Genomic DNA, 25,971 nt, shown 5'->3' on the forward strand with positions numbered 1-25,971 from the left:
AACAGTCACAGCTTTTCATCTCTTTGCAGCTGCACTGGCTGACCCATTACCAGCTGGCTTGCAATCTTGCGTGTGATGGGTTGTAGCACGGAAAAGTGATCCGCACCCTGAACCGAAACGCAATGCACCTGCTCCGATTTCCGAGCTGCGCACAGATTATCCAGACTAGTGATATTGCTTGGACGCCTGCTGCCTTCAATGATCCAGGTCGGGCTCTTTATGGCGTGCGTCCAGTACATGGGGGAGCGCATGCGCTTCTCATCAGCAGAGACCAGCGACCACTTCACAGGCCAGTCATAACCACTGATCTCATCCACCGGACCAAAAGCAAAGACGCCCTGCACCGGCAAACCCGCCGTGGCCGTCAGCAGCGCCAGCGTCGCCCCGGTGCTGTGCCCACCCAGATAGATACGCGTGGGGTCCACATAAGGCAGTTGTGTTGCCTCCAGGATGGCGGCGGCTACATCCTGCACCTCGCCCCAGAAGTATTCACGCTGACCCGGGTTGTCATTGCCACCGCGCAGCGTGGGGAACAGCATGGCCATACCCGCCTTGCGAAAGGCACTGGCACTTTGATCGTTGGCTGCGGCACCCTCCGTCCAGAAATCATCCAGACTATTGCTATCACCGCCCGTCAGCCACACCATCAGCGGCAATTTTTTTCCATCGCCCGGGTTGGGGGTCACAAACGCTTTAAGGGAAAGATTGCCACTCTGATAGCTCATGGGCAAAAACATCTGCGCCGGAGGCTTAGGCATGGCCTTGATGGGCATATGCGCAGCGGGGAGCAAGGCGGTAGAGATCATCGTGGTCTTGCCCGCGCGCGCCTGCATCAAATTCTGCAAGGTGATGGTGCCTGCTGAAATCTGCTGCTCAACTGTTTTTTCAATCTGCGCTTGCTCTGCATCATGCGCAGCACGCAGCGTTCTTTGCGCTGCATGGCGCACTTTTGCCGTTTCATACTCATCCATTGCGGTGCGGGTGATGCAGCGCCGCTGCTGGTCAACCGGAATGCCCTCTTCCATGGCTTTGTCGACCTGAGCAAGATTGAGCTTGATGGTGTGGCAGAGACTGTCACTTTGCGGAGCCAGTGCAGGCGGCCAGACCAAGGGTGCAATTTGGCCGGCCTGCGCCTTTTGCTTGACTTTGTCCAGCGACACCCAGCCACGTGATGTCATCTTGACGCCGATAAAGACGACCAGCAGAACCACACCGATGACGGGCAAGATTCTGCCCCTGACTTTTCGCATCCCGATCTCCCACAAAAAGGCCGCCTGTCATTTCCATGAGCTGGCGGCCCGGTTGGAGATTATTTCTTCAGTCCCTGCAACTTGGCAAAGGCTGAAGCCATGGCGTTTTGCTGTGTTGGCTGATTACCACGCTGCGGCTGGGTATAAGCATCGCGCCCTCCCCGACTGCCGCCATCACCGCCGTAGCTATTGCCACGGCCAGCACCTTCAAAGCGATTGTCGCGCGGACCGTCGCGGCGGGCGGGTGCCGCATCCAGCTTCATCGTCAGGCTGATGCGCTTGCGCTCTACATCCACTTCCAGCACCTTCACCTTGACGATCTGACCGGTCTTGACGACCTCGCGTGCGTCTTCGATGAACTTGTGGCTCATCTGGCTCACATGCACCAAACCATCCTGGTGCACGCCCAGGTCCACAAAGGCACCGAACTGGGCCACATTGCTCACCGTGCCTTCCAGCGTCATGCCTTCCTTGAGGTCCCTGATATCTTCCACGCCCTCATTGAAGCGGGCAACGACAAAGTCGGGACGCGGGTCACGGCCGGGCTTCTCCAGCTCGCCCAGAATGTCCTTGATGGTGATGGCTCCAAATTTCTCGCTGGCAAACTGCTCGGGCTTCAGGTTTTTGAGAACCTCTGCACGGCCCATGATCTGGTCCACGGCCTTGCCAGTGGATACAATGATCTGCTCCACCACCGGATAGGTCTCGGGGTGAACACCGGTCATATCGAGGGGGTTCTCTCCGCCGCGAATGCGCAAAAAGCCTGCCGCCTGCTCGAAGGTCTTCGCACCCAGGCCCGACACTTCCATCAGCTGCTTGCGGCTCTTGAACGAGCCATTGGCATCGCGCCAGCGCACCACCGACTTGGCGACCGAGCCAGATAGGCCCGACACACGACTCAGCAGCGGGGCCGATGCGGTGTTCAGGTCCACGCCCACCGAGTTCACGCAGTCTTCCACCACGGCATCCAGCTGGCGGGCCAGCTCACTCTGATTCACATCGTGCTGGTACTGGCCCACGCCAATGCTCTTGGGGTCGATCTTGACCAGCTCGGCCAGCGGGTCTTGCAAGCGGCGGGCAATCGATGCCGCACCGCGCAGGCTCACATCCACATCGGGCATCTCCAGCGAAGCGAATTCACTGGCGGAATAGACCGAGGCACCGGCCTCGCTCACCACCACTTTTTCGATCTTTTTATCGGCTTTTTCGGCAATCTTGATCAGATCGGCGGCCAGCTTGTCCGTTTCGCGGCTGGCGGTACCGTTGCCAATGGCAATCAGATTCACACCATGCTTTTCCACCAGCTTGGCCAGCGTGGCCAGCGATCCGTCCCAGTCGCGGCGCGGCTCGTGCGGGTAAATGGTCGATGTTTCCAGCAACTTGCCAGTGTGGTCTACCACGGCCACCTTCACGCCGGTGCGAATGCCCGGGTCCAGACCAATCACGGTGCGCGGGCCTGCAGGGGCGGCCAGCAGCAAATCGCGCAGATTGTCACCAAATACCTTGATGGCCACCTTCTCGGCGTCTTCGCGCAGGCGGCTGAACAGGTCACGTTCGGTCGAAAGGCTCAGCTTCACGCGCCATGTCCAGGCCACGCATTTGCGCAGCAGGTCATCAGACGCACGCTTGGCGTGGCTCCAGCCCAGGTGCAGGGCAATCTTGCCTTCGGCCAGGCTAGGCTGGCCCGGCTCGGGCTCGATAGGCTGAATCAGCTTGGCTTCGAGGATCTCCAGAGCACGGCCACGGAACACGGCCAGTGCGCGGTGCGATGGCACGCGGCCAATCGGCTCGTCATACTCAAAATAATCGCGGAACTTGGCGACTTCCGGGTCGTTCTCGTTCTTAGATTCCACTTTTTTCGACTTAAGCAGCCCTTCTTCCCACAGCCATTCACGCAGTTTTTGCACCAAGGCCGGATCTTCTGCCCAGCGCTCGGACAAGATGTCGCGCACGCCATCCAGCACGGCAAAGGTGTTGGAAAAGTCAGGGCCGGGCTTGCCATCGTCCAGCACCGTGGCGGGCTTGCAGAAAGCTTCCGCTTCTTTGTGCGGATCGAGCGTGGGGTCAGCAAACAGCAGGTCGCCCAGTGGCTCGATGCCAAACTCTTTGGCAATCTGGCCCTTGGTGCGACGCTTTTGCTTGAAAGGCAGATAAATGTCTTCCAGCTCCTGCTTGGTGGGTGCGGTGGCAATGGCCAGACGCAGCGCATCGGTCAGCTTGCCCTGCTCATCAATCGCCTTGAGCACCGTTTCGCGGCGATCATCGAGCTCGCGCAGATAGCTCAGGCGCTCATCCAGCGTACGCAGCTGCGTATCGTCCAGGCCACCTGTCGCTTCCTTGCGGTAGCGGGCAACAAACGGCACCGTGGCACCACCATCGAGCAACTCCACCGCTGCGCTCACCTGCTGCGGCTTGACGTTCAGTTCTTGAGCAATCTGACCAATGATTTTTTGCATTCGATACTCGCCCCACGGCGTCTGACAGAGGAAACGAAAGAGTTTGCCATAGGCAAAACGGCTCGCCAGACTCAATGCCCGAGGCAATTGCAAGCAAAGCGTAAAAACTATGCTTTTCATAGCTGCTAGCGCTTTAGGGATAAGCGCTACGTGCCAATTTCATTAAAATTACCTCTGCCATGCCAAATCCGTTTCAGGATGATTTTTTTGCCGACGACTTACCGCCGCCCAGCGCAGGCGCAGCTCAGTCGCGGGCCAAAGCGGCAGAGTCATCCACTGAACCTGCCGACGCAGCGGCAAGCACCCAACGCCAGGCCAAGCGCAGCGATGTGGCGCTGACACCCAACGCTGCGCAGCACACGCTACTGGCTGCACAGTTGCCGCCTCAGCTGCGCATGGGCGTATCCACTTGGTCGTATCCGGGCTGGGAGGGACTGGTCTGGGACGGTGCCTATGCCAACAGCGTGCTGGCCAAAAAAGGGCTCGGCGCCTATCACCAGCACCCGCTGCTGCGCACTGTCTGCGTGGATCGCACCTTCTGGCGACCGCTGACGGCCAGTCAGTACGCCGCCTTTGCGGCGCAGGTCGATGCCGACTTTCGCTTTGTCGTCAAATGTCCGGCAGGCATTACCGACGCCCAGGTGCGTACCGAAGAAGGCAAGCCGCGCGAGTCCAACCCGGCCTTTCTGGACCCCCGTCTGGCCGTCGAACATTTTGTGGAGCCCACCCTCGAGGGGCTGGGCGACAAACTGGGCGTGCTGGTGTTTCAGCTCAGCCCCCTGCCCTGGGGCTTGCTCAGCCAGCCCAGCCGGGTGCTGGACAGGCTGGGACTGCTACTGGCGGCGGTGCGGCAAGCGCTACTGAAGCATCCGCAAGTGATTGTGGCCGTGGAGGTGCGCGACCCCGAGCTGCTCAGCCCATCCCTTACCCAAACCCTCAAAACGCAGGGAGCCACCTACTGCCTGGGCTTGCACGGCAAGATGCCGCCCATTGAAGCGCAGCTCCCCATGCTGCGCGCCCTGTGGCCCGGCCCTCTCGTCTGCCGCTGGAACCTGAACCGCATCTTTGGTGCCTATGGCTATGCCGACGCCCAGAAAAAGCATGAACCCTTTAGCGAGATTCGCAGTGAAGACCTGCACACGCGCGAGCTGCTGGCCCGCACGATTGCCGGCATCACTGGCGCAGGCCAGCCAGCGTTCGTGACCATCAGCAACGATGCGGAAGGCTGCGCTCCCCTGTCTATTGCGCTGCTGGCACAGGCCGTGACCCATCTCACACAAAAATCTCACGCCCAAAAACCGAACAAGAGCTGATCAGCGGCAGCAAGCCAGACGCCCCAGAATCATCATCTAAAAAGGCTTGAGCGCTTATCTATCAAGCGCTTGTAGCTATCAAAAACAAAGCCCTCCAAGTTCAACACTTGCCGGGCTTTGTACTCCCAAAGGCTCAATCAGTCTTGCAGCATGACCAGTGGGTGTGAATGCGCGGGCCACGGGCTGACAAAGAAAGCCTGCCACTGCGCATCCGTCACATCCTCGATAGAGGCGGGGTTCCAGCGCGGGTGGTGATCCTTGTCCACCGCCAGAGCGCGAATGCCTTCCAGCGTTTCGCTCTGGCCGGGACGCAGATAAAAACAGTGGCGCACCATATCGCGCTCCATGCGCAGGTCTTCGGCCAGCGTCATCTTGCGGGCGCGGCGAATTTGCTCCAGCACTACATGCATCATCAGCGGAGAGCGCTTGCGCAAGGTCTGGGCCACGGCCTTGGCCCAGTCGCTGCCGGCCAGCAAGGCTTGCTCAATCGCAGCAACGCTGGGCAGGCCAAAACAGGCATCAATCTCCGCACGATGCGCTGCAAGACGGGGCTCTGCGCTCACAAAGCGGGCACGCACCACGGCATTCAGGGCTTCAACATTGGCAAACGGCGTCGTCGCCAGCGTCTCCCACAAATCCGCCTGTTGATCGGCGGGAATGCAGCCATCCGCCAGACCAAAGGCCACGGCATCGCCCGCGCCAATGGTGTCGCCGGTCAAGCCCAGCCATTCACCCACCGCACCGGGGCAGCGCGAGAGAAAGTAGCCGCCGCCCACATCGGGGAACAGGCCAATCGCGGTTTCGGGCATGGCCATCTTGGTGCGCTCGGTCACGATGCGCAGCGAACCGCCCTGGCTGATGCCCATGCCACCGCCCATGACGATGCCGTCCATAAAGGCGATGTAAGGCTTGCCAAGGCTGTGAATCAGATGGTTGAGCGCATATTCCTCAGTGAAGAAATCTTCCAGCTGAGGATTGCCGCTGCTGCCTGCGGCATGCAGAAAACGGATATCTCCACCCGCACAGAAGGCACCAAAAACGCCTTCCTTGTTGCTTCCGCGAATGGCCACGCCCAGAATGGATTCATCCTTTTGCCAGGCCAGCAACGTGGCCAGCAAGTCACGCACCATGCCCAGAGACAGCGCATTGAGCGCCTTGGGGCGGTTGAGCGTAATCATGCCCAGCTTGCCCCGAACTTCGGCAATCACTTCGGGGGCTTGGGTGGTCTGGGGGCTGTTCATTGTCAGTGGCTCCTTGAATCATGGCTTACTTGGCTGATTCAATTATGCGTGGACAGCTTGAGGGCAGCCGGTCAGAAATGTGACAAAAGCTGCCAGACCCCATACCTATTGCGCGCTATGCGCTGCACGTTTCATAGCAAAAGATGGCTGCAGCACCCTCATCAGGCCATGCCTCACACGGCACTGAGGCGCTCCTTTGCCAGCTTCGTGCCTGCTGCCAGCGCTTTTAGCTTGCGCCACGCCACATCCCTGCTCATTGGTGCCAGACCGCAATTGGTGCATGGGAAGAGTCGCTCCTTGGGTACGAACTCCAGCGCTCGGCCAATGGTGTCCGCAACTTCCTCGGGGGTCTCGACGACATCACTGGCGACATCAATCACGCCGACCAGTACATCCTTGCCCGCCAGCAGCTTCATTAAATCGGGCGGCACATGGGAGTGGATGCACTCTAGGCTCACTTGATCAATGCTGCTGCGTGCAAGTGCGGGAAATACTGTCTCGTACTGGCGCCATTCGTCGCCAAGAGAGCTCTTCCAGTCGGTATTGGCCTTGATGCCGTAGCCGTAGCAGATGTGTACGGCCGTCGTACAGTTCAAGCCCTGCACTGCGCGCTCCAGCGCCTTCACCCCCCAGTCGGCGGCATCCTTCATGTAGACATTAAAGGCAGGTTCGTCGAACTGGATGATGTCTACGCCATCGGCTTGCAAGGCGAGTGCTTCCTGGTTCAGCAACTCTGCAAAGGCAAAAGCCATCTTGACTTTGTCACCGTAAAAGCGATCCGCGACAGTGTCCACGATGGTCATAGGCCCGGGCAGGGTGAACTTCAGTTTCTTCTTCGTGTGCGCACGCGCCAGCTGTGCTTCAAAGGCATGTACGCGGCCCTTCAGGCGCAGGGGCGATGTCACCTGCGGCACCATCGCGTCATAGCGGTTGTCACGGATGCCCATCTTCACCTTGTTGTCGAAGTCGATGCCCTCGACCTGCTCCAAAAAGCCATGCACGAAATGCTGGCGCGATTGCTCGCCGTCGCACACGATATCCAAGCCTGCATCCTCCTGGGCCTTGATCCATAACAGGGTTGCATCGGCTTTGGCCTGGCGAAGCGCATCGCCTTCAGCCTTCCACTGAGGCCAGAGCTTATTGGTTTCAGCCAGCCAAGCGGGTTTGGGCAGGCTGCCTGCGATGGAAGTTTCAAACATCAGAGAGTTCCTTCAAAAATGGGGGGGGTGCGTCTAGGGTCTGCTTGTTTGTGCAGCCATGGGGTCAACAAAGCTTCTGGTGCCTGTTCAGATCTCTCAGATCGCGAACTCGGCAGCCCACTGTTGAAGCACATGCTGGTAGGGCTTGATAAAGTGCTCTTCCGTGAACTTGCCTTGCTTGACAGCCAGCTGGCTGCGCTCTTCCCGGTCATAGACAATCTGCGTCAGCGAATAGTCTTGGTGCTTCAAGCTCGGTTGATAGAACTTTCCAGCCGCAGAGTTGGCGTTGTAGATTTCGGGCCGATAGATCTTCTGAAAGGTTTCCATGGTGGCGATCGTCCCAATCAACTCCAGATTGGTGTAATCGTTTAACAGATCGCCATGAAAGTAGAAAGCGAACGGGGCAACGCTGTTGGGCGGCATGAAAAAGCGCACCTTCATTCCCATCTTGGCAAAGTATTGATCCGTCGATGACAGCTCACTTTGCTGGTATTCGGTGCCCAACACGGGATGCTGATTGCCTGTCTGCTGGTAGGTCTTGCTGGTCGATGCGCTGATGCAGATGACAGGTTGCTTGTGAAAGCGCTGCTGGTAGACGTCCGAGTGAACAAACTCTTGGAACAGCTTGCCATGCAAGTCGCCAAAATTCTCCGGCGTTTTGAATTCAGTCCGCTGCAGGTTGTACTCAGGAAGCAGAACGCTGAAGTCGTAATCGCGCACATAGGAAGAGAAGCTGTTTCCCGCAATGCCGTCGATATATTTGTTCGTGGCCTTGTCGAGAATACTGGGCTTCAAAATCTCGATCAATGGAAAACTTGCATCGCAGCTTTTGCCATTCAAATACATCTCGACTGAGATGATCTCCAGTTCGACGGCGTAGCGATCTCCTTCAGGATTGTCCCAATGGGCCAAGTCATTGAAGCGCTTGTCAATCATCCTCAGCGTGTTGCGCAGGTTTTGCTGCCGGCTTGCACCCCGTGCCAGGTTGGCAAAATTGGTGGTTAAGCGGGTGCTGTCCGCGGGATGGTACGTTTCATCGAAGCAAATGCTCTTGAGCTCAAAGGTGAGTTCGGTGTTCATGGCGATCCCGTAATAAATTTTAAAAATGAAAAAGACGCTTGTTTCAGGCTGCGAGCCATTCTTCGGCCTGCAAGGGCGCGGTGTGCTGCGCCAATTGCAGCAATGGAAGTGCCCTTTGAACCGCCAGGCTGGCCCGCTCTATCAGGGCCTCGCTTTGCAGTCGGTAGCCCGAAAAATCCTTGTCGGTGGCATAGATGCCCAGCGGCAAGGTGCGCGCCTGAAAGAAGCTAAACAGCGGGCGCAACTGGTGGTCGATGACCAGAGAATGGCGTTCGCTGCCACCCGTCGCAGCCAGCAAGATGGGCTTATCGATCAGGGCATCCTGATCAATGAAGTCGAAGAAGTGCTTGAACAGTCCGGTGTAGGAGCCGCGAAAAACCGGGGTGGCCACGACCAGCACATCCGCTTGTTCAACCGCAACCAGTTGCTGCACCACCGCGCCGGGCAGTTGTGAGCGCCAGACCGCACCCGCAATCTCAGGTGCGATCTGCCCCATTTCAATCAGATGTGGCTGGCACGGAATTTCGCTGGCAATCAGGTCCAGCAGATGCTCAGCCAGCGCTGCTGATTTGGAAGGGCGCTGCAGCCCGCCGGAAACGGCGACTACGCGCAGTGGTCGTGTCGTTCTTATAGTGCTCATGGGATGGCTTCCCCCTCTCAAAGAAACTGGGGTGGATGCTAAAGACTCAAAGCCATGAAGTAAAATGGTTAAATCTCACGTATCCATGAATGAAATTCATCAATGCTAGAGCGCATCCATCTCGCCATCATTCAAGAGGTTGAACAACAAGGCTCTTTGACGGCCGCCGCCGATGTGCTGTGCGTCACCCAGTCGGCGCTCAGTCACAGCATGAAAAAGCTCGAAGGCCAACTGGGCACCGATATCTGGCTGCGCGAAGGCCGCAGCCTGCGCCTGACGCAGGCGGGGCAATATCTGCTGGCTGTGGCCAACCGTGTGCTGCCGCAACTGGATCTGGCCGAAGACCGGCTCAAGCAGTTTGCGCAGGGTGAGCGCGGCACGCTGCGCATTGGCATGGAGTGCCACCCTTGCTACCAGTGGCTGCTGAAAATCGTTTCACCGTATCTGGCTGCCTGGCCTGATGTGGATGTGGACGTGAAACAGAAATTCCAGTTCGGCGGTATTGGCGCGCTGTATGGCTATGAGATTGACTTGCTGGTGACACCCGACCCGTTATTCAAGCCTGGTCTGCACTTCGAGCCTGTTTTTGACTACGAGCAAGTGCTGGTGGTCAGCAGTGATCACGCGCTGGCCAGCCATAAGCATGTGAACCCCAAGGACTTGATGAGTGAGGTGCTGATCACCTACCCCGTGGCAGTGGACCGACTCGATGTTTACACCCAGTTTTTGCTGCCCGCAGGTATTTCGCCGCACCGCCATAAAACCATAGAGACCACGGACATCATGATGCAGATGGTGGCCAGCGGTCGCGGCGTGGCCGCACTGCCGCGCTGGCTGGCTCTGGAATATGCCGAAAGAATGGCGGTCACACCGGTGAAGCTGGGCTCCAAAGGCATTGCCAAGCAAATCTATCTGGGTGCTCGCGAGTCTGAGTTGCACACCGACTACTTGCAGGCGTTCATTGCTTTGGCCAGGGGCTCGGTCGCAATTTGATTGCGCCGTTCACTGGCCATATTGACGCAGCTATTCGATAGCCTGTAGCGGCCTGCTTAAAGTGAGCAAGCTGCGCGGCTTATAGCCCAGTGCTTCATAAAAGATTCGTGCCGGAGCCTGTTGCCCGGTTTGCAGCGTGATCCCGGTGAAGCCGTGCTGGGCGAGTGATCTTTCGAACTCACGCATTAACTTTTTACCGACACCCTGGTGCTGGTAGTCAACGTGGACACACATCTCCTTGATGTGAAATAGCCAGCCATTGACCCACCGTTCACCCCAGCCTAAAACAAGGCCGATGGCTTGCCCATGCCGAAAAATGCCTAGCCCTTTAAAAGTCGGCATTGCCGCAAAGCTTCCAAGTCGCTCTGTCGCGGCTAAAACCGTCCAGCCATCACTCCACGGAGGAGCGTTGAAGACCTCTTGATAAAGGAGCGTAAATTGCGGGAAATTTTCAGTCGAGATTTCAATAAATTGGTCCATATCAATCCCGGTATTGGCTGCGGAGCCATTTCATCCAGCCCTGTCATCGCTTGCTAATGCATGCAGAGATTGTTCGGTGGACTGGTTCAGTCCGATAGTGCATCCGAATGGGTCAAGAAGCATTGCGGCGCGAGCGCCGAAGCTGGTTGAGATGGGGCCACGATACAAGACGGCACCTCGTTTCTCTAGTGCTTTGATGGTTTCCTGTAAATCTTCGACTTCCCAATACACGGTTGTGCCGCCCGGCCCGCCCGGGCACTTGCTGTCAAGGGGATGAAAACCTAGCAAACCGCCAGGTGTTTTGATGAAGGCGTATTGGGAATTTTCGCGACGAATTTCTGTTTGAAATAACTCGGCATACCAAGCCGCCGCTTTATCAATATTCGCAACAAAGATCACAACAGATTCAATTTTCTTTAGCAGCATTGGGATATTGCAACAGCGTAAATTAACCAGATCGAAATGTAGTTCAGAACACCAGCCTCTGGCTTGCGCAAGCCAAAGGCTTGGGCTGATATATGGGTCACCTCAATTGGGATTTTTATTAAATTAGACAATGACGGTCGATCAGGATTCGGTCATTCAACTACGGCAGAGAGGGCAAAAATTATGGCAATCGTTCGTGTCGCTGCAGAAGTCTTGTTGCGTACAGAGTTCGTGGGAAAAATCGTCCAGACTCAATGCGTTGAATTGTCTGTTCGCAAGACCCAAACAGACATCTTCGATTCCACGGGTCAACATGTCCTGTGGTCAAAGTGCACGCTTGTTTCAGTCAGCGACTCGCCTGAAAGCGCTGAAGCCATCAAGCGTGACAACCATTGCCACGACGAAATAAGAAATGCGCTGTGCGAAGAACGGGATGCGATGCCTTTCAAACCGACGCTCCCATCCCTTAGTTCAGTTTGAGCGAAAATTCTTCGTGCTTTGGCTAGAGGGCGGCCTTTCAGAACGACTGGCAAAGCGGCTTCATGGAACGGAGCTGGAACGGGGCGTCATCCAATTCCGCTCCTGACCGCTCATCTTTGGCGGCGCTGCTTTAAAGCGGCGCCGCCACCCTCAATTTCGGTACGCGAGCTATTTGTACTTCTGCTCCAGTCCATCCCAGAAGTCCTTGTTCACCAGTCGCTGACGCTCAAGAAACGGGGCCACGATGGCGGGGTCTTCATCAATCTTGTGTTCATCTCGCAGCAGGGTCAGGCATTTCTGCATGCCGGCCACCGCGCCTTGCAGGGCAGCGTTGGCGTAGAGCACAAAGCCAAAGCCCAGCGCGCCCAGTTCGTCGGCGTTGAAGATGGGGGTCTTGCCGCCGATGACCATGTTCATGAGCTGGGGCGCTTGCAGGCGCTGAGGCAGGGCGCGCACTTCTTCGGCCTGGGTCACGGCTTCCACAAACAGAATATCGGCACCGGCTTCCTGAAACTGCTGTGCGCGCTCGATGGCGGCTTCAAAGCCGTGAACAGCGGCAGCATCAGTGCGGGCCATGATGAGGGTGCCGCTGTCACGGCGAGCATCGACGGCTGCCTTGATCTTGCCCAGCATTTCGTGGGTTTCAATCACCGCCTTGCCATTGAAGTGGCCGCAGCGCTTGGGACTGACCTGATCTTCGAGCTGGATGCAGTCGGCACCGGCGCGCTCCAGCGTGCGCACGGCGTGATAGGTGTTGACGGCATTGCCAAAGCCGGTGTCGGCATCAACGAGCAGCGGCACTTCCACCGCGTCGCGGATGCGGGCGGTGTGATCGGCGATGTCACTCAGACCCATAAAGCCTTGGTCGGGCATGCCAAACCACATATTGGTGACGCCAGCGCCGGTGACATAGATGGCTTCAAAGCCCAGGTCTTCGATCACTTTGGCAGACATGGCGTTGAAGGCGCCGGGCACGAGCACGCCACGGCGCGCGTCGGCCAAGGCTTTGAGTTGTTGCTTGGGGTTCATGATCTGTCTCTTGTTTTGATAGCTGCAAGCGCTCTTCCATCAAGCGCTGCAGCCTGTTTGAATACTTATTTAGCGTGGAGGACTTCGCCGGGTATGCGTATCCATCCCTCCATCAGGATGCGGGCGCTACGGCTCATCAACGCTTTGGTGACTTGCCATTCGCCATCGATGCGCTTGGCTTCGGCCCCCACCCGTAACGTGCCGCTGGGGTGACCGAAGCGAACAGCTTGGCGCTCACCACCGCCAGCAGCCATGTTGACTAGCGTGCCAGGAATGGCAGCGGCCGTGCCGATGGCCACGGCTGCGGTCCCCATCATGGCGTGGTGCAGCTTGCCCATGGACAGCGCCCGCACCACCAGATCAATATCCTTGGCATCAATGGCTTTGCCGCTGGATGCCGTATAGCTTTGCGCAGGGGCTACAAAGGCAATCTTGGGCGTGTGCTGGCGGGTAGCAGCCTCACTGAGGTTCTTGATCAGGCCCATGCGCAGCGCACCGTGGGCGCGAATACTCTCAAACTTGGCGAGAGCCTCGGCATCGTTGTTGATCGCTTCCTGCAGCTCGCACCCTGTGTAGCCAATCTCCTTGGCGTTCAAGAAGATGGTGGGAATGCCCGCATTGATCATCGTGGCGGCAAAGCTGCCCACGCCGGGGACATCCAGCCGGTCAACCAGATTGCCGGAGGGAAACATTGCGCCGCCGTCTTCTCCATCGTCAGCGGGATCCAGAAACTCCAGCGGCACTTCGGCAGCCGGGAAAGTCACGCCATCGAGTTCAAAGTCACCGGTTTCCTGCACCTGACCTTCCGTAATCGGCACATGGGCCACGATGGTTTTGCCGATATTGGCCTGCCAGATGCGGATGGTGGCCACGCCGTTGTGCGGGATCTTTGCGATATCGATCAGACCCATGTGTATGGCGCAGGGGCCGACGGCGGCGCTCAGGTTGCCGCAGTTGCCGCTCCAGTCCACAAAAGGCTGGTCGATGGAAACCTGTCCGAACAGGTAGTCCACATCGTGGTCGGCATGGCTGCTCCTGGAAAGAATGACACCCTTGCTGGTCGAGGACGATGCATTGCCCATGCCGTCGATTTGCTTGCCATAAGGGTCGGGGCTACCCAAGGCTCGCAAAAAAATAGCATCACGTACCGGGCCGGGTTGCTGCGCTGCTTGGGGCAAGTCCTGCAGTTTGAAGAACACGCCCTTGCTGGTGCCGCCACGCAGATAGGTGGCGGGGATTTTGATTTGCGGAGCGAACCGCTGGATTTCACTCATTGGTCTTTTTCTTTCTGAATGAGATGCAGGATGTCTGAGCGCGGCAGCCAGCACTATTTTGATAGCTGCCTGCGCTCGTCACACCTGGGGTTCAAGCACTTTTTGCTCAGTGTTTTCAGCCAAGAAGTCCTGGGCAAAGCGCTGCAGCACACCACCGGCTTCGTAGATGCTGACCTCTTCTGCGGTGTCCAAGCGACAGGTGACAGGCACCTCGGTACGGGCTCCAGTGGTGCGGTAGATATGCAGCGTCAGCTCAGCACGGGGCTTGCGCTTGCCGATTACATCAAAGGTCTCAGTGCCATCCAAGCCCAGCGTGTGGCGAGTGGTGCCGGGCAGAAACTCCAGCGGCAGCACGCCCATGCCGATCAGATTGGTGCGATGAATGCGCTCGAAGCCTTCGGCCGCAATCGCTTCCACCCCAGCCAGACGCACACCCTTGGCGGCCCAGTCGCGGCTGGAGCCCTGGCCGTAGTCCGCCCCTGCGATGATGATCAGCGGCTGCTTGCGCTGCATATAGGTCTCGATGGCTTCCCACATCCGCATGACCTTGCCTTCTGGTTCGATGCGGGCCAGAGACCCCTGGCGAACCTTGTCATTGTCATCCACCACCATTTCATTGAACAGCTTGGGGTTGGCAAAGGTTGCGCGCTGGGCCGTCAAGTGGTCACCCCGATGCGTGGCGTAGGAGTTGAAATCCTCCTCAGGCAGGCCCATTTTGTGCAGGTATTCACCGGCTGCACTGTCCAGCATGATGGCGTTGGAGGGAGAGAGGTGATCGGTGGTGATGTTGTCCGGCAGGATGGCCAGCGGTCGCATGCCGCGCAGAGTGCGTTCTCCGGCCAGGGCACCTTCCCAATAAGGCGGACGGCGGATGTAGGTAGATTGCGCTCGCCAGTCGTACAGCGCATCCACCTTTTCGCCATTGTCGACCTGTATAGCAAACATGGGCTCGTAGACTTTGCGGAACTGCTCTGGCTGGACTGCGGCCTTTGCCACGGCATCGATTTCTTCGTCGCTGGGCCAGATGTCCTGCAGTCGAATCTCCCGGCCCTGGAAGGTACCGAGCACGTCGTTTTCAATGTCAAAGCGAATCGTGCCGGCAATCGCATAGGCCACGACCAATGGGGGCGATGCCAGGAAAGCCTGCTTGGCATGGGGATGGATGCGGCCGTCAAAGTTGCGGTTACCCGAGAGTATGGCCGTGGTGTACAAGTCACGATCCATGATCTCTTGCTGGATGACAGGGTCCAGCGCGCCACTCATGCCGTTGCAGGTGGTGCAGGCGAAAGCAACGACGCCAAAGCCCATTGCTTCAAGGTCATGCAGCAACCCAGCTTGAGCCAGATACAGCGGCACGGTCTTCGAGCCAGGAGCCAGAGAGGACTTGACCCAAGGCTTGCGCGTGAGACCCAGATTGCGCGCGTTGCGGGCCAGCAAACCCGCTGCAATCACGTTGCGCGGGTTGCTGGTGTTGGTGCAACTGGTGATGGCGGCAATGATGACCGCACCGTCAGGCATCTGCCCCTCAGACTCCGTCCACTCGCCCGCAATACCCTTGGCAGCCAGGTCACTGGTAGCCAGGCGCGCATGAGGGTTAGACGGTCCGGCCATGTTGCGTACCACGCTGGATAGATCGAACTGCAGCGTGCGCTCGTACTCGGCATTGGCCAGCGAATCTGCCCACAAGCCAGCTTGCTTGGCGTAGGTTTCCACCAGCTGCACCTGAGCAGGTTCCCGGCCTGTCAAGCGCAGGTAGTCAATGGTCTGTTCGTCGATGGCAAACATGGCAGCGGTGGCACCATATTCAGGCGCCATATTGGAAATGGTGGCGCGGTCGCCAATGGTCAGACTACGGGCACCTTCGCCATAGAACTCCAGATAGGCGCCCACCACTTTTTGCTGGCGCAGAAACTGTGTCAAGGCCAGCACGATATCGGTCGCAGTGATACCGCTCTGGCGTTTTCCGGTGAGCTTCACACCAATGATCTCGGGCAGGCGCATCCACGATGCCCGGCCAAGCATAACGTTTTCAGCCTCCAGCCCGCCCACGCCCACGGCAATCACGCCCAGCGCATCGACATGAGGTGTATGACTGTCCGTGCCTACCAGTGTGTCGGGGTATGCTTCGCCATTGATAGCATGGATCACAGGACTCATGCGCTCCAGATTGATCTGATGCATGATTCCGTTGCCCGGTGGGATCACTTCCACATTCTTGAACGAGCGCTTGCACCAGTCGATGAAGTGAAAGCGGTCTTCGTTGCGGCGATCTTCGATGGCGCGATTCTTCTCGAAAGCCTCAGGGTCTGAACCACCGCATTCAACGGCAAGCGAGTGATCCACGATCAGTTGCACAGGCACGACGGGGTTGACGGCAGCGGGGTCACCGCCCTGATCGGCAATCGCATCACGCAAGCCCGCCAGATCGACCAGAGCCGTCTGGCCCAGAATATCGTGGCAGACCACGCGCGCCGGGAACCACGGGAAATCGCGCTCGCGCTTGCGCTCGATGATTTGCGTCAAGCATTCGCTGAGGATGGAGGGATCACAGCGGCGCACCAGGTTTTCGGCATGCACACGGCTGGTGTAGGGCAAGGTGGCCCAGGCTCCGAGCTTGATGGCATCCACGGCGGCTTGGGCATCAAAGTAATGCAGTTCACTGCCTGGTAGCGGCTTGCGGTAGGGGTGAGGTTGGGGTTTGCTCATTGTTTTGTTCTGTCTCGGGTTTCAGAGCGTCAAAGCGGCGTGCTGGTGCACTGCTTGAGGGGTGGAAAAGCTCACAGATGTATGCGCTGAAGGTCCCAGCGCCAAATGCAACCTTGCCTGTGCCACAGCATGCAAACGCTCAGTCAGCTCTGTGCAGCGATTAAGCGGCTGGGCTTTTAGTTGCGACAAGTGCTGAGCAAGCAGATGGCATAGCAGCCGGGCCTCGGCAACCTGCGCGGCAGAGAGCTGAGTGACGGTCATGCCTCGCCTGGGCTGCGCTGTAAGCAGCCCTTCGTGACACAGCAGTTTCATGGCCTCGCGTACAGGTGTGCGGCTGACGCCAAACTCCTGGGCCAGCACGCCATCATTGATGTCACTGCCTGGAGGTATCTGGTGACTCAGAATGCGTTCACGCAGTTTGCTCGCGATGGCGATGCACAGTGAATGGGGTTGCATGGGCTGGGCAGTCATAGCTTTTGGGCAAAGGCTTCACTGGCGCTCGTCGATGGGAACGAACTTCAAATCATCCGGGCCGGTGTAGTTGGCGCTGGGGCGGATGATCTTGTTGTCCTGACGCTGCTCGATGATGTGGGCGGCCCAGCCGCTGGTGCGGGCGATCACAAACAGCGGTGTGAACATGGCGGTGGGCACGCCCATCATGTGGTAACTCACGGCGCTGAACCAGTCGAGGTTGGGGAACATATTCTTGACTTCCCACATCACCGACTCCAGACGTGCCGCGATGTCATACATCTTGGTGCTGCCCGTTTCATCAGAAAGCTGTTTGGCCACGCCCTTGATCACCACATTACGCGGATCACTCACCGTGTAGACAGGGTGACCAAAGCCGATCACGACTTCCTTGGCATCCACGCGGCGGCGAATATCGGCCTCGGCTTCGCTCGGGTTGTCATAGCGCTTCTGGATTTCAAACGCCACTTCGTTGGCTCCGCCATGCTTTGGGCCACGCAATGCACCAATCGCGCCGGTGATGGCTGAGTACATATCGCTGCCCGTGCCTGCCACCACGCGAGCCGTGAAGGTGGAGGCATTAAATTCATGCTCCGCATACAAATTAAGCGAGGTGTGCATGGCTCGCACCCAACTATCCGAAGGCTTGGTTCCATGCAGCAGGTGCAGGAAGTGGCCTCCAATGGAGTCGTCATCTGTTTCTACTGCGATACGGCGACCGGAATTGCTGAAGTGGTACCAGTACAGCAGCATGGAACCCAGCGATGCCATCAGCCGGTCGGCAATATCGCGTGCACCGGGCAGGTTGTGGTCATCCTTTTCAGGCAGCGCACAGCCCATGGCCGATACGCCGGTACGCATCACATCCATGGGGTGGCTGGCGGCTGGCAGCTGCTCCAGTGCCACTTTCACGCTGGTGGGCAGACCACGCAGAGCCTTGAGCTTGGTTTTGTAGGCTTTCAGTTCGGCCCGCGTGGGCAGCTTGCCATGCACCAGCAGGTGGGCGATTTCTTCAAATTCGCAGACCTCGGCAATGTCCAGAATGTCATAGCCGCGATAGTGCAGGTCGTTCCCTGTCTTGCCGACTGTGCACAGTGCCGTGTTACCGGCGGTCACGCCCGACAGTGCGACCGATTTCTTGGGCTTGAAACTGCCCGTTGCCGGGGCGGTGGATTGGACAGTGGGTTCGGCCACGATGCTCATACAAGTCTCCTGAAATTGGTGGAGCAGATTCACAGCGTTTTTTCAGCGCTGCCTGATCTGCCATACTTCGCAATCTACGCATTTGCAATTCGTTGGGATAGACCTGAATTAGCGAATGATTGCGAAGAGAATTTTTGTGGTTTGCAAAGTTTGCGAATTCCGGAGAAGGCGCGATGGCCAAAACATTTATGGGAGTGCGCCTGCGCAGCCTGCGTGCAGAGCGCGGCATGACGCAAGCTGCGCTGGCGCAGGCGCTGGAGATATCGCCCAGTTATCTGAACCAGATCGAGCAAGATCAACGACCGCTCACCGTACCGGTGCTGCTCAAGATCCACAAAGTGCTGGGTGTGGACATTCAGCAGTTCTCCGAAGCTGAAGAAGCCCGTTTGCTGGCCCAGTTGCGCGATGCCCTAGCGACGATGCCGCAAGCTGACGGCGTTGTGCCATTACCAGAGTTACGTGAGGTCGCGTCTAAATTGCCGCAACTCGCCAAAACGTTGTTGGCCATGCATCAGCGCCATCTTGCCGATGCTGAGCGATTGGAGGCTCTAACAGCACGTTTAGGTGACGGCCGCTCCGATATTGAAGGCATTGGTGCGGCTTGGGGTGAAGCACCCAAACAGATGCCTTTTGAAGCAGTGCGTGATTTTTTCTTTGCCCACCACAATTACTTTGATGCGCTGGATCGAGCGGCAGAAAATTTGGCCACACAGGCCAGAGAGCAAGGTACCGGAATGCTGGAGTGGCTACAAGATCGCTTGCAAGCGCGACACAAGGTACTGGTATTTCGAGCTCCAAATACTCCGGATTCTGGGCAGGATCCCAGTCACCGTCGCTTTGACAGAAGCACTCGCACACTTTATGTCTCGCCTCGATTGAGCCCATCACAGCAGGCATTTCAGCTTGCAACACAGCTGGCACTGCTGGAGTTTGAGCCCTTGATCGACGAGGCACTTCATTCAACCTCATGGCAAGACGACGCCACAAGGCGCTTGACACGTACAGGCTTGGCCAATTACGTGGCTGGTGCTTTTGTTCTGCCTTACGCAGAATTTTTGCAAGCGGCTGAGAGCTTGCACTACGACATCGATTTGCTGGCCCGGCACTTTGGCGTGGGGTTTGAGACTGTGTGCCACCGCCTCTCCACCTTGCAGCGAGGAGAGGCACCAGGCGTGCCATTTTTCTTTATTCGAGTGGACCGGGCTGGCAATATCAGCAAGCGCCAATCGGCCACTCATTTCCACTTTTCCAAGACGGGTGGCACTTGCCCATTGTGGGTGGTGTATGAAGCATTCACACAGCCCGGAAAAATTGTTCCGCAGCTCGCATCGATGCCCGATGGGCGCGTGTATCTGTGGATTGCGCGAACCATCAGTCATGCCGGCGCAGGCTGGGGCGCTCCGAGCAAGACATTCTCCATTGGGCTGGGCTGCGACGTGCAGCATGCCGCACGGCTGGTGTACTCCAGAGGGCTTGACCTGCGCAATGTCGATGCTGCCACCCCCATAGGCATGGGCTGCAAGGTTTGTGAGCGCAATGCCTGCCCGCAGCGAGCTTTCCCCTTCGTGGGTAAGCCGCTGAGGGTGAACGAAAACGTGAGCGGGTTTGTGCCTTATGGCTAGGCTGCCATGGAGATAAATACCTCAAGCTACTTCCCCACTGCCATGTGCTCTGCGGATCGCAGGAGTAGACCTGCATACCCGTGACCAAGGTGAATTGCTTGTGGACATGTACCTTGGTGACCCTGCCCCAGGTCAGAGACTGGCAAAGCTGCCAGTGGACGCTTGCAGGCATTCTTGGTCTTCGCGTTGACGACTGACCGCAGCATGCGCAGCGATTCAGCGAAGTCAAAATAAAAAGCCGTTTTTCCTGAAAAAACTTTGGTAGCTCTGATCTTCAGCCTGCAAAAATAGCTTGAATTGTTTGTAGTCTTTGTATGCGACTTCAAAGCCCAGGTTGTCTAATTGAGCCACAAAGCCCGTGTCTTTGAGCACCTCATTGATCTCGGCTGATAAAAATAGAGCCCGCTCAGATGACGCCCCTTTCGGGAGAAAAATGCCTTGCCAGTATTCAAAGCTGACGCCCTGGAGCCCCTGCTCCTGAAACGTAGGGACATCGGATAGGCGTTTCGACCGGTGAGCCGATGCAATCCCCAATGCGTGCATCTTTTGGCTTTCCAGATGCGCGGCGATGGGAGCAAGTCCCGCAAACAGCAAGTCCACTTGATTGCTCATCAGGCTTGCAGTTGCAGAGGCCGCTCCCGCGTATGGAATGTGCAATAGCTCCACCCCCAGGGCTTTGCCCAAGCTCTCTCCCACCAAATGCTGCAAGCTACCAACTCCAGAAGATGCAAAGCTCAGGCTGCGGATATTTTTATTGGCGGCAATTGCGATATCACCCAGCTGCTGTATTGCGGAGTCACCCCGCGTGGCAAGCACAACCGGAGCGGAGGAGACTTTTGCGACCGGCACCATCTCAGCGACTTCGCCCGACTCTTGTCTCCTGGCATCAATTGGATTGATGAAAATCTCGGCCGGCGAAGCCAAGAGCAGCGTATTTCCATCGGGTCTGGATTGCGCAACATAGTTCGCAGCAATGGCTCCACCTGCACCCACCCTGTTTTCCACATAGACAGGACGCTGCAATCGCGCTGAGAGACGGGTGGCGAACGCGCGTGCCAAGGTATCCATCGCACCACCAGCTTCGAAGCCAACAACGATCTTGACGGGTTGGCGAGATGCTGCTTTGTCAGCACAAGCTCCAGTCAGCAGCAGCCCGCAAAGCAGGCTGGCTCGAATTAGCGTAGCGGCAAAATTCATCAATCGTCAAACAGAAAGGAGAGGAATGAATGCCCGCATCCAGGGCATTCCGGCAGGTCTGAACTCCGGTGTGATCGCTTGAAATCAGCGGTAACCTGCCGAGCAGGCATAGAAATGAGGATTGCTCAAATCTCGCTTTCCGTAGCTCAGAACATCTCCATTGAGTGCATGAATCTGGCCACCTGCAGCGACCAGCACTGCATGGCCTGCAGCGATATCCCACTCCATGGTGCGTCCCAAGCGCGGATAGAGGTCCGCTTCTCCCTCGGCGACCAGACAAATCTTGAGCGATGAGCCTGCACTTTTGCGCGAGCGCACCAAGCGCCCCTTAAGAAACTGATCCAGCGCATCAGCATCGCCATGAGAGCGACTGGCGACCACATCAAGGCCATCCTCAGGAATGCTTCTGCATTCAATGGCTTGGCGCTTCCCCTGCACTTCCAGCCATGCACCAAGTCCTATCGCACCCGCGTACATGCGATCCAGCGCTGGTGCGAAAACGACGCCCAGCACAGGGATTCCGTTGTCGATCAGCGCGATATTGACGGTGAACTCGCCATTGCGTTGAATAAATTCCTTGGTGCCATCAAGAGGATCAACCAGCCAGAAGCACTGCCCCATCTCAGGCACAAATCCCGCAGCAGCGGCTTCTTCAGAAACCACAGGAAACCGCGACTGCAAGGTACTCAGACGCTCAAGAATCAGATGCTCTGCCTTTTCATCGGCTTCAGTCACAGGCGAAGCATCCTGCTTACCGCGTACCTCAAAGTCGCTGCGGTAGATCTCCATGACTAAAGCACCCGCTTCGCGGGTAATGGCCATCACGTCTTCAAGCAGTACGCCTTGGATCTGAGTCACAAAAGTCTCCTGTGTTGTTCTTCATGTGGTCCGTTTGGCCTATGCGCCAATCAAAGGACAGACCGACAGTAAATGCATCCGAATCTTCGCCAATAAGCGATTAAATGTTTAACAGGAATGCGCATGGCTGTTGGTAAGAAACTCAGTGTTCAGGAAATCAATCCACTGCGAATTCAGGCCGTCAAATTGCGGCTTGAAGGTAAAACACTCAAGGAAGTCGGCGTGGCAACAGGCCTGTCTACGCCAACCATCATTGCCGCCCACAAAGCCTGGCGAGAAGGGGGATGGAACGCGGTCCTTGTGCGTGAGCGCGGGCGTAAACCGGGAGAAGGCCGCACCTTGTCGGCCATGCAGGAACAAGACATTTACATCCAACTGGTCAGCACCCAGCCCGCTGACCATGGCCTGCCTTTTCTGCTGTGGCAGCTGGAAGCCATGCAACAGCTGATCCTTCAGCGCCAGCAGCTTGAGTTGCCCGAACGCACGAACGCTCAGTACCTGCAGCGCTGGAATCTCAATGCCCAACGCCCCATCAAGCGTATGCAGCAGGCATCCACCAATGTGCAGCGCTGGTACGCCAGCACTTATCGGGACATTTGCGCACAAGCCAGAAAAGAGAGTGCCAGTATTGTCTGGATCGACGATTTTGGTGCTCATAACAACTGCCCCGGACGCCTCAGGCACGGCATTCTGCGTGCCGTCAATAACCGCGGCAAGGTGTATTGGCAGCCCTATGAGGGCAGTTTGTGCGCCGCGCATCTAGAAGATTTCTTTGATCGTTTAAGGCGCTCCAGCGAGGGCAAGATTTTTGCGTTGCTTCCTGCCATGCAATGGCAGCGCGCCGCCACATTTTCATCGCTTGCAAACGACAGCAAGGACCAGCTTCGCCTGTTCCATCTGCCTGCCGCCACAGAGATGCTCAGGCAGTCGAACGACTTGGCCAGCAGCGTTTTGGAGGCTGCGCAAGACACATCGCGAACATCGAAAAACACCCCAGCAAAGAATCCAAAACCACCAACGCTCGACCCTATGGCGAGCATGACGCAGCAACTTCTAAAACATCAATTCGCGCAAAAATTTTCTTTAACCGACTCCTACAGTTGGCAGCATCCAAAACAAAAAACCAAGGAGAAATCTGTGGTGCTGACTCATTTGCAAAGGCTGGAATCCGAAAGTATTCAGGCCATGCGCGAGGTTGTTGCTGAGGCAGAAAACCCCGTCATGCTTTACTCCATTGGCAAAGACAGCGCGGTCATGCTGCATCTGGCCATGAAGGCGTTTTACCCCGCCAAGCCTCCGTTTCCTTTGCTGCATGTGGACACAACCTGGAAGTTCCAGGAGATGTATCGCTTTCGCGATCAGATGGCCGCGAAGCTGGGAATGGATCTGCTGGTCCACATCAACCCCGAAGGCCTTGAGATGGGTATCAGCCCCTTCAAGCATGGCTCGCAAATTCACACCGATGTGATGAAAACCGAGGGTTTGAAACAGGCGCTGGACAAATACGGTTTCGATGCCGCATTTGGCGGTGCACGCCGCGATGAAGAGAAATCCCGGGCCAAGGAGCGCATCTTTTCTTTCCGCTCGGACCAGCACCGCTGGGATCCCAAAAACCAGCGCCCGGAACTCTGGCATCTGTACAACACGCGCAAGAACAAGGGCGAATCAATTCGCGTGTTTCCGCTATCCAACTGGACTGAGCTGGATATCTGGCAATACATCTATCTCGAAAACATCCCCATCGTGCCGCTCTATTTATCAGCGCCTCGCCCAGTGGTGGAGCGAGACGGAACGCTGCTGATGGTCGATGACGACCGCATGCCGCTTAAGAGTGGCGAAGTTCCCATGATGCGCAATGTGCGATTTCGTACCCTGGGTTGCTACCCACTGACGGGTGCCGTCGAATCCGACGCCAACAGTCTGCCCAAGATCATTCAGGAAATGCTGCTGACCCGTACCTCGGAACGACAAGGACGAATGATCGATCACGACTCGGCCGCATCTATGGAAAAGAAGAAGCAAGAGGGGTATTTCTGATGTCACATGTATCTGCACTTATCTCTGAAGATATCGAGAAATACCTGAAGGCACACGAGCAAAAAAGCCTGCTGCGCTTCATCACTTGCGGCAGCGTGGATGATGGCAAGAGCACGCTCATCGGGCGCTTGCTGTATGAGTCCAAGATGCTCTTCGAGGATCAGATGGAAGCACTGGTCGCGGACTCCAAGAAAGTCGGCACGCAAGGCGGCGAGCTGGATTTCGCGCTGCTGGTCGATGGTCTGGCCGCAGAGCGCGAGCAAGGTATCACCATTGATGTGGCCTACCGCTTCTTCTCTACCGATCAGCGCAAGTTCATCGTGGCAGATACTCCCGGCCACGAGCAGTACACCCGCAATATGGTCACGGGCGCATCAACGGCTGATGTCGCCATCGTCATGATCGATGCCCGCCGCGGTGTGCTGACGCAGTCTCGGCGACATAGCTATCTGGCTTCGCTGATCGGTATCCGGAAAATTGTGCTGGCCGTCAATAAGATGGACCTGATGGGCTATTCCGAAAAAATCTTCAACGACATCGTGGCCGATTACCGCGAGTTCGCCAAGAAGATCAATCTGGAAGACATCACGGCGATCCCCATGTCGGCCTTGCGCGGTGACAACATCACCGAGCAAAGCGAACACATGCCATGGTTCCACGGCACCACGCTGATGGGCTACCTTGAGACGGTGGAAATCGACGAAGCACGCCAGCAAAAGCTGCCATTTCGCATGCCAGTGCAATGGGTCAACCGCCCCAACCTGGACTTTCGCGGCTTTGCCGGTTGCATCGCCAGCGGTCAGATTCACCCCGGTGATTCGGTTCGCATTCTGCCCAGTGGCCGGGTAAGCAAAGTTGCACGCATCGTCACGCAGGATGGTGACTTGCAGCAGGCCGTTGCAGGTCAGTCCATCACGATGACCCTGGCCGATGAAGTCGATTGCAGCCGTGGCGATGTGATTGCAGTAGCGGATGCCCCCCCTGATGTGGCGGATCAATTCCAGGTCACTCTGATCTGGATGCACGAGCAGCCCATGCTGGGAGGCCGCCCCTATCTGATGAAAATAAGTGGCAAAACCATTCCGGTCACGTTTGCTGCACCCAAATACAAAATCAACGTCAACACCCTTGAGCACCTGGCAGCCAAAGAGCTGGCTCTCAATGAAATTGGCGTGTGCAATCTCTCCAGCAGCCAGCCTATCGCTTTTGATGCCTACGCAGACAATCGCGAAACAGGCAGCTTCATTCTGATTGACCGGCTGAGCAATTCCACGGTGGGTGCAGGCCTGATCGATTTTTCTCTGCGCCGCTCGCAAAACATTCACATGCAACATGTGAGTGTCAGCCAAAAGGATCGCTCAGAACGCCTGCAGCAAAAGCCGGCACTGCTCTGGTTCACGGGTTTGTCGGGCGCAGGCAAGTCAACGATCGCCAATCTGCTTGAAGCCCGTTTGCACGCACGCGGACGACACACCTATCTGCTCGATGGGGACAACGTACGCCACGGCCTGAACCGTGACCTGGGCTTTACCGATGCGGACCGGGTGGAGAACATCCGCCGCGTGGCGGAAGTGGGCAAGTTGCTGGTGGATGCAGGCCTCATCACGGTCACGGCATTCATCTCGCCCTTCCAGGCAGAGCGAGAAATGGCGCGCAAGCTGATGAGCAACAGCGAATTTCTGGAAGTGTTCATCGACACACCACTCGCGGTGGCCGAGGAGCGCGACCCCAAAGGGCTCTACAAAAAGGTACGCCGTGGTGAGCTCAAGAACTTCACCGGCATTGACTCCCCCTTTGAGGTACCTGAAACCCCGGACATCCATATCTCCACCCTATCCCTGAGTGCAGAGGAAGCCGTGGACAAGATCATCGCTGAACTGGTAGCCCGCGAAATCATCGCCGCGGACAGTTAAAGCGATTGGGTGGAGTTGCGCGCTACCGACCACTGCAGCGCGCGCTCTTTCTTCTTTCATATGCTGCGTGATGCCTCGAAAAGCTGGGCTTTGCGTGGCACCC

At 57.2% G+C, this 25,971-nt stretch carries 22 protein-coding genes; 6 read left to right on the top strand and 16 right to left on the bottom strand.

Features of this window, described 5'->3' with window-relative positions:
- Nucleotides 1-5 precede the first annotated feature (5 nt).
- A complete protein-coding gene (locus HF327_RS02265; RefSeq protein ID WP_236024017.1) occupies nucleotides 6-1,250 on the bottom strand; it encodes an alpha/beta hydrolase family protein in 1,245 nt (414 codons plus the stop codon).
- Between the two features lie 59 nt (nucleotides 1,251-1,309).
- Nucleotides 1,310-3,706, bottom strand: coding sequence for a Tex family protein (locus tag HF327_RS02270; RefSeq protein WP_169106717.1), 2,397 nt, complete (start codon nucleotides 3,704-3,706; stop codon nucleotides 1,310-1,312).
- A gap of 179 nt (nucleotides 3,707-3,885) precedes the next feature.
- On the opposite strand from HF327_RS02270, the gene HF327_RS02275 reads away from it, so the two are divergent.
- Complete coding sequence (locus tag HF327_RS02275) at nucleotides 3,886-5,019, top strand: DUF72 domain-containing protein (RefSeq protein ID WP_169106718.1); 1,134 nt, start codon at nucleotides 3,886-3,888, stop codon at nucleotides 5,017-5,019.
- A gap of 137 nt (nucleotides 5,020-5,156) precedes the next feature.
- Here HF327_RS02275 and HF327_RS02280 read toward each other — a convergent pair whose 3' ends face one another.
- The 4 genes from HF327_RS02280 to msuE all read right to left on the bottom strand — a co-directional run bounded on the left by HF327_RS02280 (nucleotide 5,157) and on the right by msuE (nucleotide 9,179).
- Nucleotides 5,157-6,260, bottom strand: a complete 1,104-nt coding sequence (locus HF327_RS02280; protein ID WP_169106719.1) for an enoyl-CoA hydratase/isomerase family protein — start codon at nucleotides 6,258-6,260, stop codon at nucleotides 5,157-5,159.
- A 173-nt stretch (nucleotides 6,261-6,433) separates the two neighbouring features.
- The gene (locus HF327_RS02285) at nucleotides 6,434-7,459 is read right to left on the bottom strand and encodes a methionine synthase (protein WP_169106720.1); all 1,026 of its coding nucleotides are present in this window, start codon (nucleotides 7,457-7,459) and stop codon (nucleotides 6,434-6,436) included.
- 96 nt (nucleotides 7,460-7,555) lie between these two features.
- Nucleotides 7,556-8,539 (bottom strand): DUF1852 domain-containing protein, encoded by a 984-nt coding sequence (locus HF327_RS02290; protein WP_169106721.1) that lies wholly within the window; start codon nucleotides 8,537-8,539, stop codon nucleotides 7,556-7,558.
- 43 nt (nucleotides 8,540-8,582) lie between these two features.
- A complete protein-coding gene (gene msuE / locus HF327_RS02295) occupies nucleotides 8,583-9,179 on the bottom strand; it encodes an FMN reductase (protein WP_169106722.1) in 597 nt (198 codons plus the stop codon).
- 102 nt (nucleotides 9,180-9,281) lie between these two features.
- Here msuE and HF327_RS02300 point away from each other — a divergent pair, with 102 nt between their 5' ends.
- Nucleotides 9,282-10,172 (top strand): LysR family transcriptional regulator, encoded by an 891-nt coding sequence (locus HF327_RS02300; protein ID WP_169106723.1) that lies wholly within the window; start codon nucleotides 9,282-9,284, stop codon nucleotides 10,170-10,172.
- A 30-nt stretch (nucleotides 10,173-10,202) separates the two neighbouring features.
- Here the strand turns inward: HF327_RS02300 and HF327_RS02305 are convergent, their stop codons facing one another.
- Both HF327_RS02305 and HF327_RS02310 read right to left on the bottom strand, forming a co-directional pair.
- Nucleotides 10,203-10,652 (bottom strand): GNAT family N-acetyltransferase, encoded by a 450-nt coding sequence (locus tag HF327_RS02305; protein WP_236024018.1) that lies wholly within the window; start codon nucleotides 10,650-10,652, stop codon nucleotides 10,203-10,205.
- Nucleotides 10,653-10,682: 30 nt separating this feature from the next.
- Nucleotides 10,683-11,078: a VOC family protein gene (locus tag HF327_RS02310; RefSeq protein WP_236024019.1), complete on the bottom strand. Its 396-nt coding sequence runs from the start codon at nucleotides 11,076-11,078 to the stop codon at nucleotides 10,683-10,685.
- A gap of 63 nt (nucleotides 11,079-11,141) precedes the next feature.
- Between HF327_RS02310 and HF327_RS02315 the strand changes: the two genes are divergently transcribed.
- On the top strand, nucleotides 11,142-11,558 hold the full coding sequence (locus HF327_RS02315) for a hypothetical protein (protein WP_198460388.1): 417 nt from the start codon (nucleotides 11,142-11,144) through the stop codon (nucleotides 11,556-11,558).
- Nucleotides 11,559-11,726: 168 nt separating this feature from the next.
- Here HF327_RS02315 and HF327_RS02320 read toward each other — a convergent pair whose 3' ends face one another.
- The 5 genes from HF327_RS02320 to prpC all read right to left on the bottom strand — a co-directional run bounded on the left by HF327_RS02320 (nucleotide 11,727) and on the right by prpC (nucleotide 18,241).
- Complete coding sequence (locus HF327_RS02320) at nucleotides 11,727-12,587, bottom strand: isocitrate lyase/PEP mutase family protein (protein ID WP_169106726.1); 861 nt, start codon at nucleotides 12,585-12,587, stop codon at nucleotides 11,727-11,729.
- A gap of 65 nt (nucleotides 12,588-12,652) precedes the next feature.
- Entirely contained in the window at nucleotides 12,653-13,861 is a 1,209-nt protein-coding gene (gene prpF, locus HF327_RS02325; protein WP_169106727.1) for a 2-methylaconitate cis-trans isomerase PrpF, read from the bottom strand.
- Nucleotides 13,862-13,939: 78 nt separating this feature from the next.
- A complete protein-coding gene (gene acnD / locus HF327_RS02330; RefSeq protein ID WP_169106728.1) occupies nucleotides 13,940-16,567 on the bottom strand; it encodes a Fe/S-dependent 2-methylisocitrate dehydratase AcnD in 2,628 nt (875 codons plus the stop codon).
- A 21-nt stretch (nucleotides 16,568-16,588) separates the two neighbouring features.
- On the bottom strand, nucleotides 16,589-17,023 hold the full coding sequence (locus HF327_RS02335) for a GntR family transcriptional regulator (protein WP_236024020.1): 435 nt from the start codon (nucleotides 17,021-17,023) through the stop codon (nucleotides 16,589-16,591).
- A gap of 33 nt (nucleotides 17,024-17,056) precedes the next feature.
- Entirely contained in the window at nucleotides 17,057-18,241 is a 1,185-nt protein-coding gene (prpC, locus tag HF327_RS02340; RefSeq protein WP_169106730.1) for a bifunctional 2-methylcitrate synthase/citrate synthase, read from the bottom strand.
- A gap of 173 nt (nucleotides 18,242-18,414) precedes the next feature.
- Here prpC and HF327_RS02345 point away from each other — a divergent pair, with 173 nt between their 5' ends.
- Nucleotides 18,415-19,863 (top strand): short-chain fatty acyl-CoA regulator family protein, encoded by a 1,449-nt coding sequence (locus HF327_RS02345; protein ID WP_169106731.1) that lies wholly within the window; start codon nucleotides 18,415-18,417, stop codon nucleotides 19,861-19,863.
- A gap of 225 nt (nucleotides 19,864-20,088) precedes the next feature.
- Here HF327_RS02345 and HF327_RS02350 read toward each other — a convergent pair whose 3' ends face one another.
- From HF327_RS02350 to HF327_RS02360, 3 genes are all read right to left on the bottom strand, one after another.
- The gene (locus HF327_RS02350) at nucleotides 20,089-21,060 is read right to left on the bottom strand and encodes a Bug family tripartite tricarboxylate transporter substrate binding protein (RefSeq protein WP_169106732.1); all 972 of its coding nucleotides are present in this window, start codon (nucleotides 21,058-21,060) and stop codon (nucleotides 20,089-20,091) included.
- 84 nt (nucleotides 21,061-21,144) lie between these two features.
- Nucleotides 21,145-21,918 (bottom strand): 3'(2'),5'-bisphosphate nucleotidase CysQ, encoded by a 774-nt coding sequence (cysQ, locus tag HF327_RS02355; protein ID WP_328701753.1) that lies wholly within the window; start codon nucleotides 21,916-21,918, stop codon nucleotides 21,145-21,147.
- 108 nt (nucleotides 21,919-22,026) lie between these two features.
- Complete coding sequence (locus HF327_RS02360; protein ID WP_198460389.1) at nucleotides 22,027-22,575, bottom strand: hypothetical protein; 549 nt, start codon at nucleotides 22,573-22,575, stop codon at nucleotides 22,027-22,029.
- A 381-nt stretch (nucleotides 22,576-22,956) separates the two neighbouring features.
- Here HF327_RS02360 and cysD point away from each other — a divergent pair, with 381 nt between their 5' ends.
- Both cysD and cysN read left to right on the top strand, forming a co-directional pair.
- Entirely contained in the window at nucleotides 22,957-23,955 is a 999-nt protein-coding gene (cysD, locus tag HF327_RS02365; protein WP_268904621.1) for a sulfate adenylyltransferase subunit CysD, read from the top strand.
- On the top strand, nucleotides 23,955-25,868 hold the full coding sequence (cysN, locus tag HF327_RS02370) for a sulfate adenylyltransferase subunit CysN (protein WP_169106734.1): 1,914 nt from the start codon (nucleotides 23,955-23,957) through the stop codon (nucleotides 25,866-25,868). The genes cysD and cysN overlap by 1 nt, the downstream gene beginning before the upstream one ends.
- Nucleotides 25,869-25,971: the final 103 nt, after the last annotated feature.

The sequence above is a fragment of the Comamonas suwonensis genome (assembly GCF_012844455.2).
GTDB lineage: Bacteria > Pseudomonadota > Gammaproteobacteria > Burkholderiales > Burkholderiaceae_C > Comamonas > Comamonas suwonensis.

Bases quoted from the DNA above. Each gene is read 5' to 3' on its own strand.
- HF327_RS02335 (WP_236024020.1), bottom strand. From the start codon at position 17,023: ATGCAACCCCATTCACTGTGCATCGCCATCGCGAGCAAACTGCGTGAA.
- HF327_RS02345 (WP_169106731.1), top strand. From the start codon at position 18,415: ATGGCCAAAACATTTATGGGAGTGCGCCTGCGCAGCCTGCGTGCAGAG.
- cysN (WP_169106734.1), top strand. From the start codon at position 23,955: ATGTCACATGTATCTGCACTTATCTCTGAAGATATCGAGAAATACCTG.
- HF327_RS02305 (WP_236024018.1), bottom strand. From the start codon at position 10,652: ATGGACCAATTTATTGAAATCTCGACTGAAAATTTCCCGCAATTTACG.
- cysD (WP_268904621.1), top strand. From the start codon at position 22,957: ATGACGCAGCAACTTCTAAAACATCAATTCGCGCAAAAATTTTCTTTA.
- HF327_RS02280 (WP_169106719.1), bottom strand. From the start codon at position 6,260: ATGAACAGCCCCCAGACCACCCAAGCCCCCGAAGTGATTGCCGAAGTT.
- HF327_RS02310 (WP_236024019.1), bottom strand. From the start codon at position 11,078: ATGCTGCTAAAGAAAATTGAATCTGTTGTGATCTTTGTTGCGAATATT.
- HF327_RS02275 (WP_169106718.1), top strand. From the start codon at position 3,886: ATGCCAAATCCGTTTCAGGATGATTTTTTTGCCGACGACTTACCGCCG.
- msuE (WP_169106722.1), bottom strand. From the start codon at position 9,179: ATGAGCACTATAAGAACGACACGACCACTGCGCGTAGTCGCCGTTTCC.
- HF327_RS02270 (WP_169106717.1), bottom strand. From the start codon at position 3,706: ATGCAAAAAATCATTGGTCAGATTGCTCAAGAACTGAACGTCAAGCCG.
- HF327_RS02290 (WP_169106721.1), bottom strand. From the start codon at position 8,539: ATGAACACCGAACTCACCTTTGAGCTCAAGAGCATTTGCTTCGATGAA.
- HF327_RS02350 (WP_169106732.1), bottom strand. From the start codon at position 21,060: ATGAATTTTGCCGCTACGCTAATTCGAGCCAGCCTGCTTTGCGGGCTG.
- prpC (WP_169106730.1), bottom strand. From the start codon at position 18,241: ATGAGCATCGTGGCCGAACCCACTGTCCAATCCACCGCCCCGGCAACG.
- HF327_RS02300 (WP_169106723.1), top strand. From the start codon at position 9,282: ATGCTAGAGCGCATCCATCTCGCCATCATTCAAGAGGTTGAACAACAA.
- HF327_RS02360 (WP_198460389.1), bottom strand. From the start codon at position 22,575: ATGAGCACCAAAATCGTCGATCCAGACAATACTGGCACTCTCTTTTCT.
- acnD (WP_169106728.1), bottom strand. From the start codon at position 16,567: ATGAGCAAACCCCAACCTCACCCCTACCGCAAGCCGCTACCAGGCAGT.
- HF327_RS02265 (WP_236024017.1), bottom strand. From the start codon at position 1,250: ATGCGAAAAGTCAGGGGCAGAATCTTGCCCGTCATCGGTGTGGTTCTG.
- HF327_RS02320 (WP_169106726.1), bottom strand. From the start codon at position 12,587: ATGAACCCCAAGCAACAACTCAAAGCCTTGGCCGACGCGCGCCGTGGC.
- HF327_RS02285 (WP_169106720.1), bottom strand. From the start codon at position 7,459: ATGTTTGAAACTTCCATCGCAGGCAGCCTGCCCAAACCCGCTTGGCTG.
- prpF (WP_169106727.1), bottom strand. From the start codon at position 13,861: ATGAGTGAAATCCAGCGGTTCGCTCCGCAAATCAAAATCCCCGCCACC.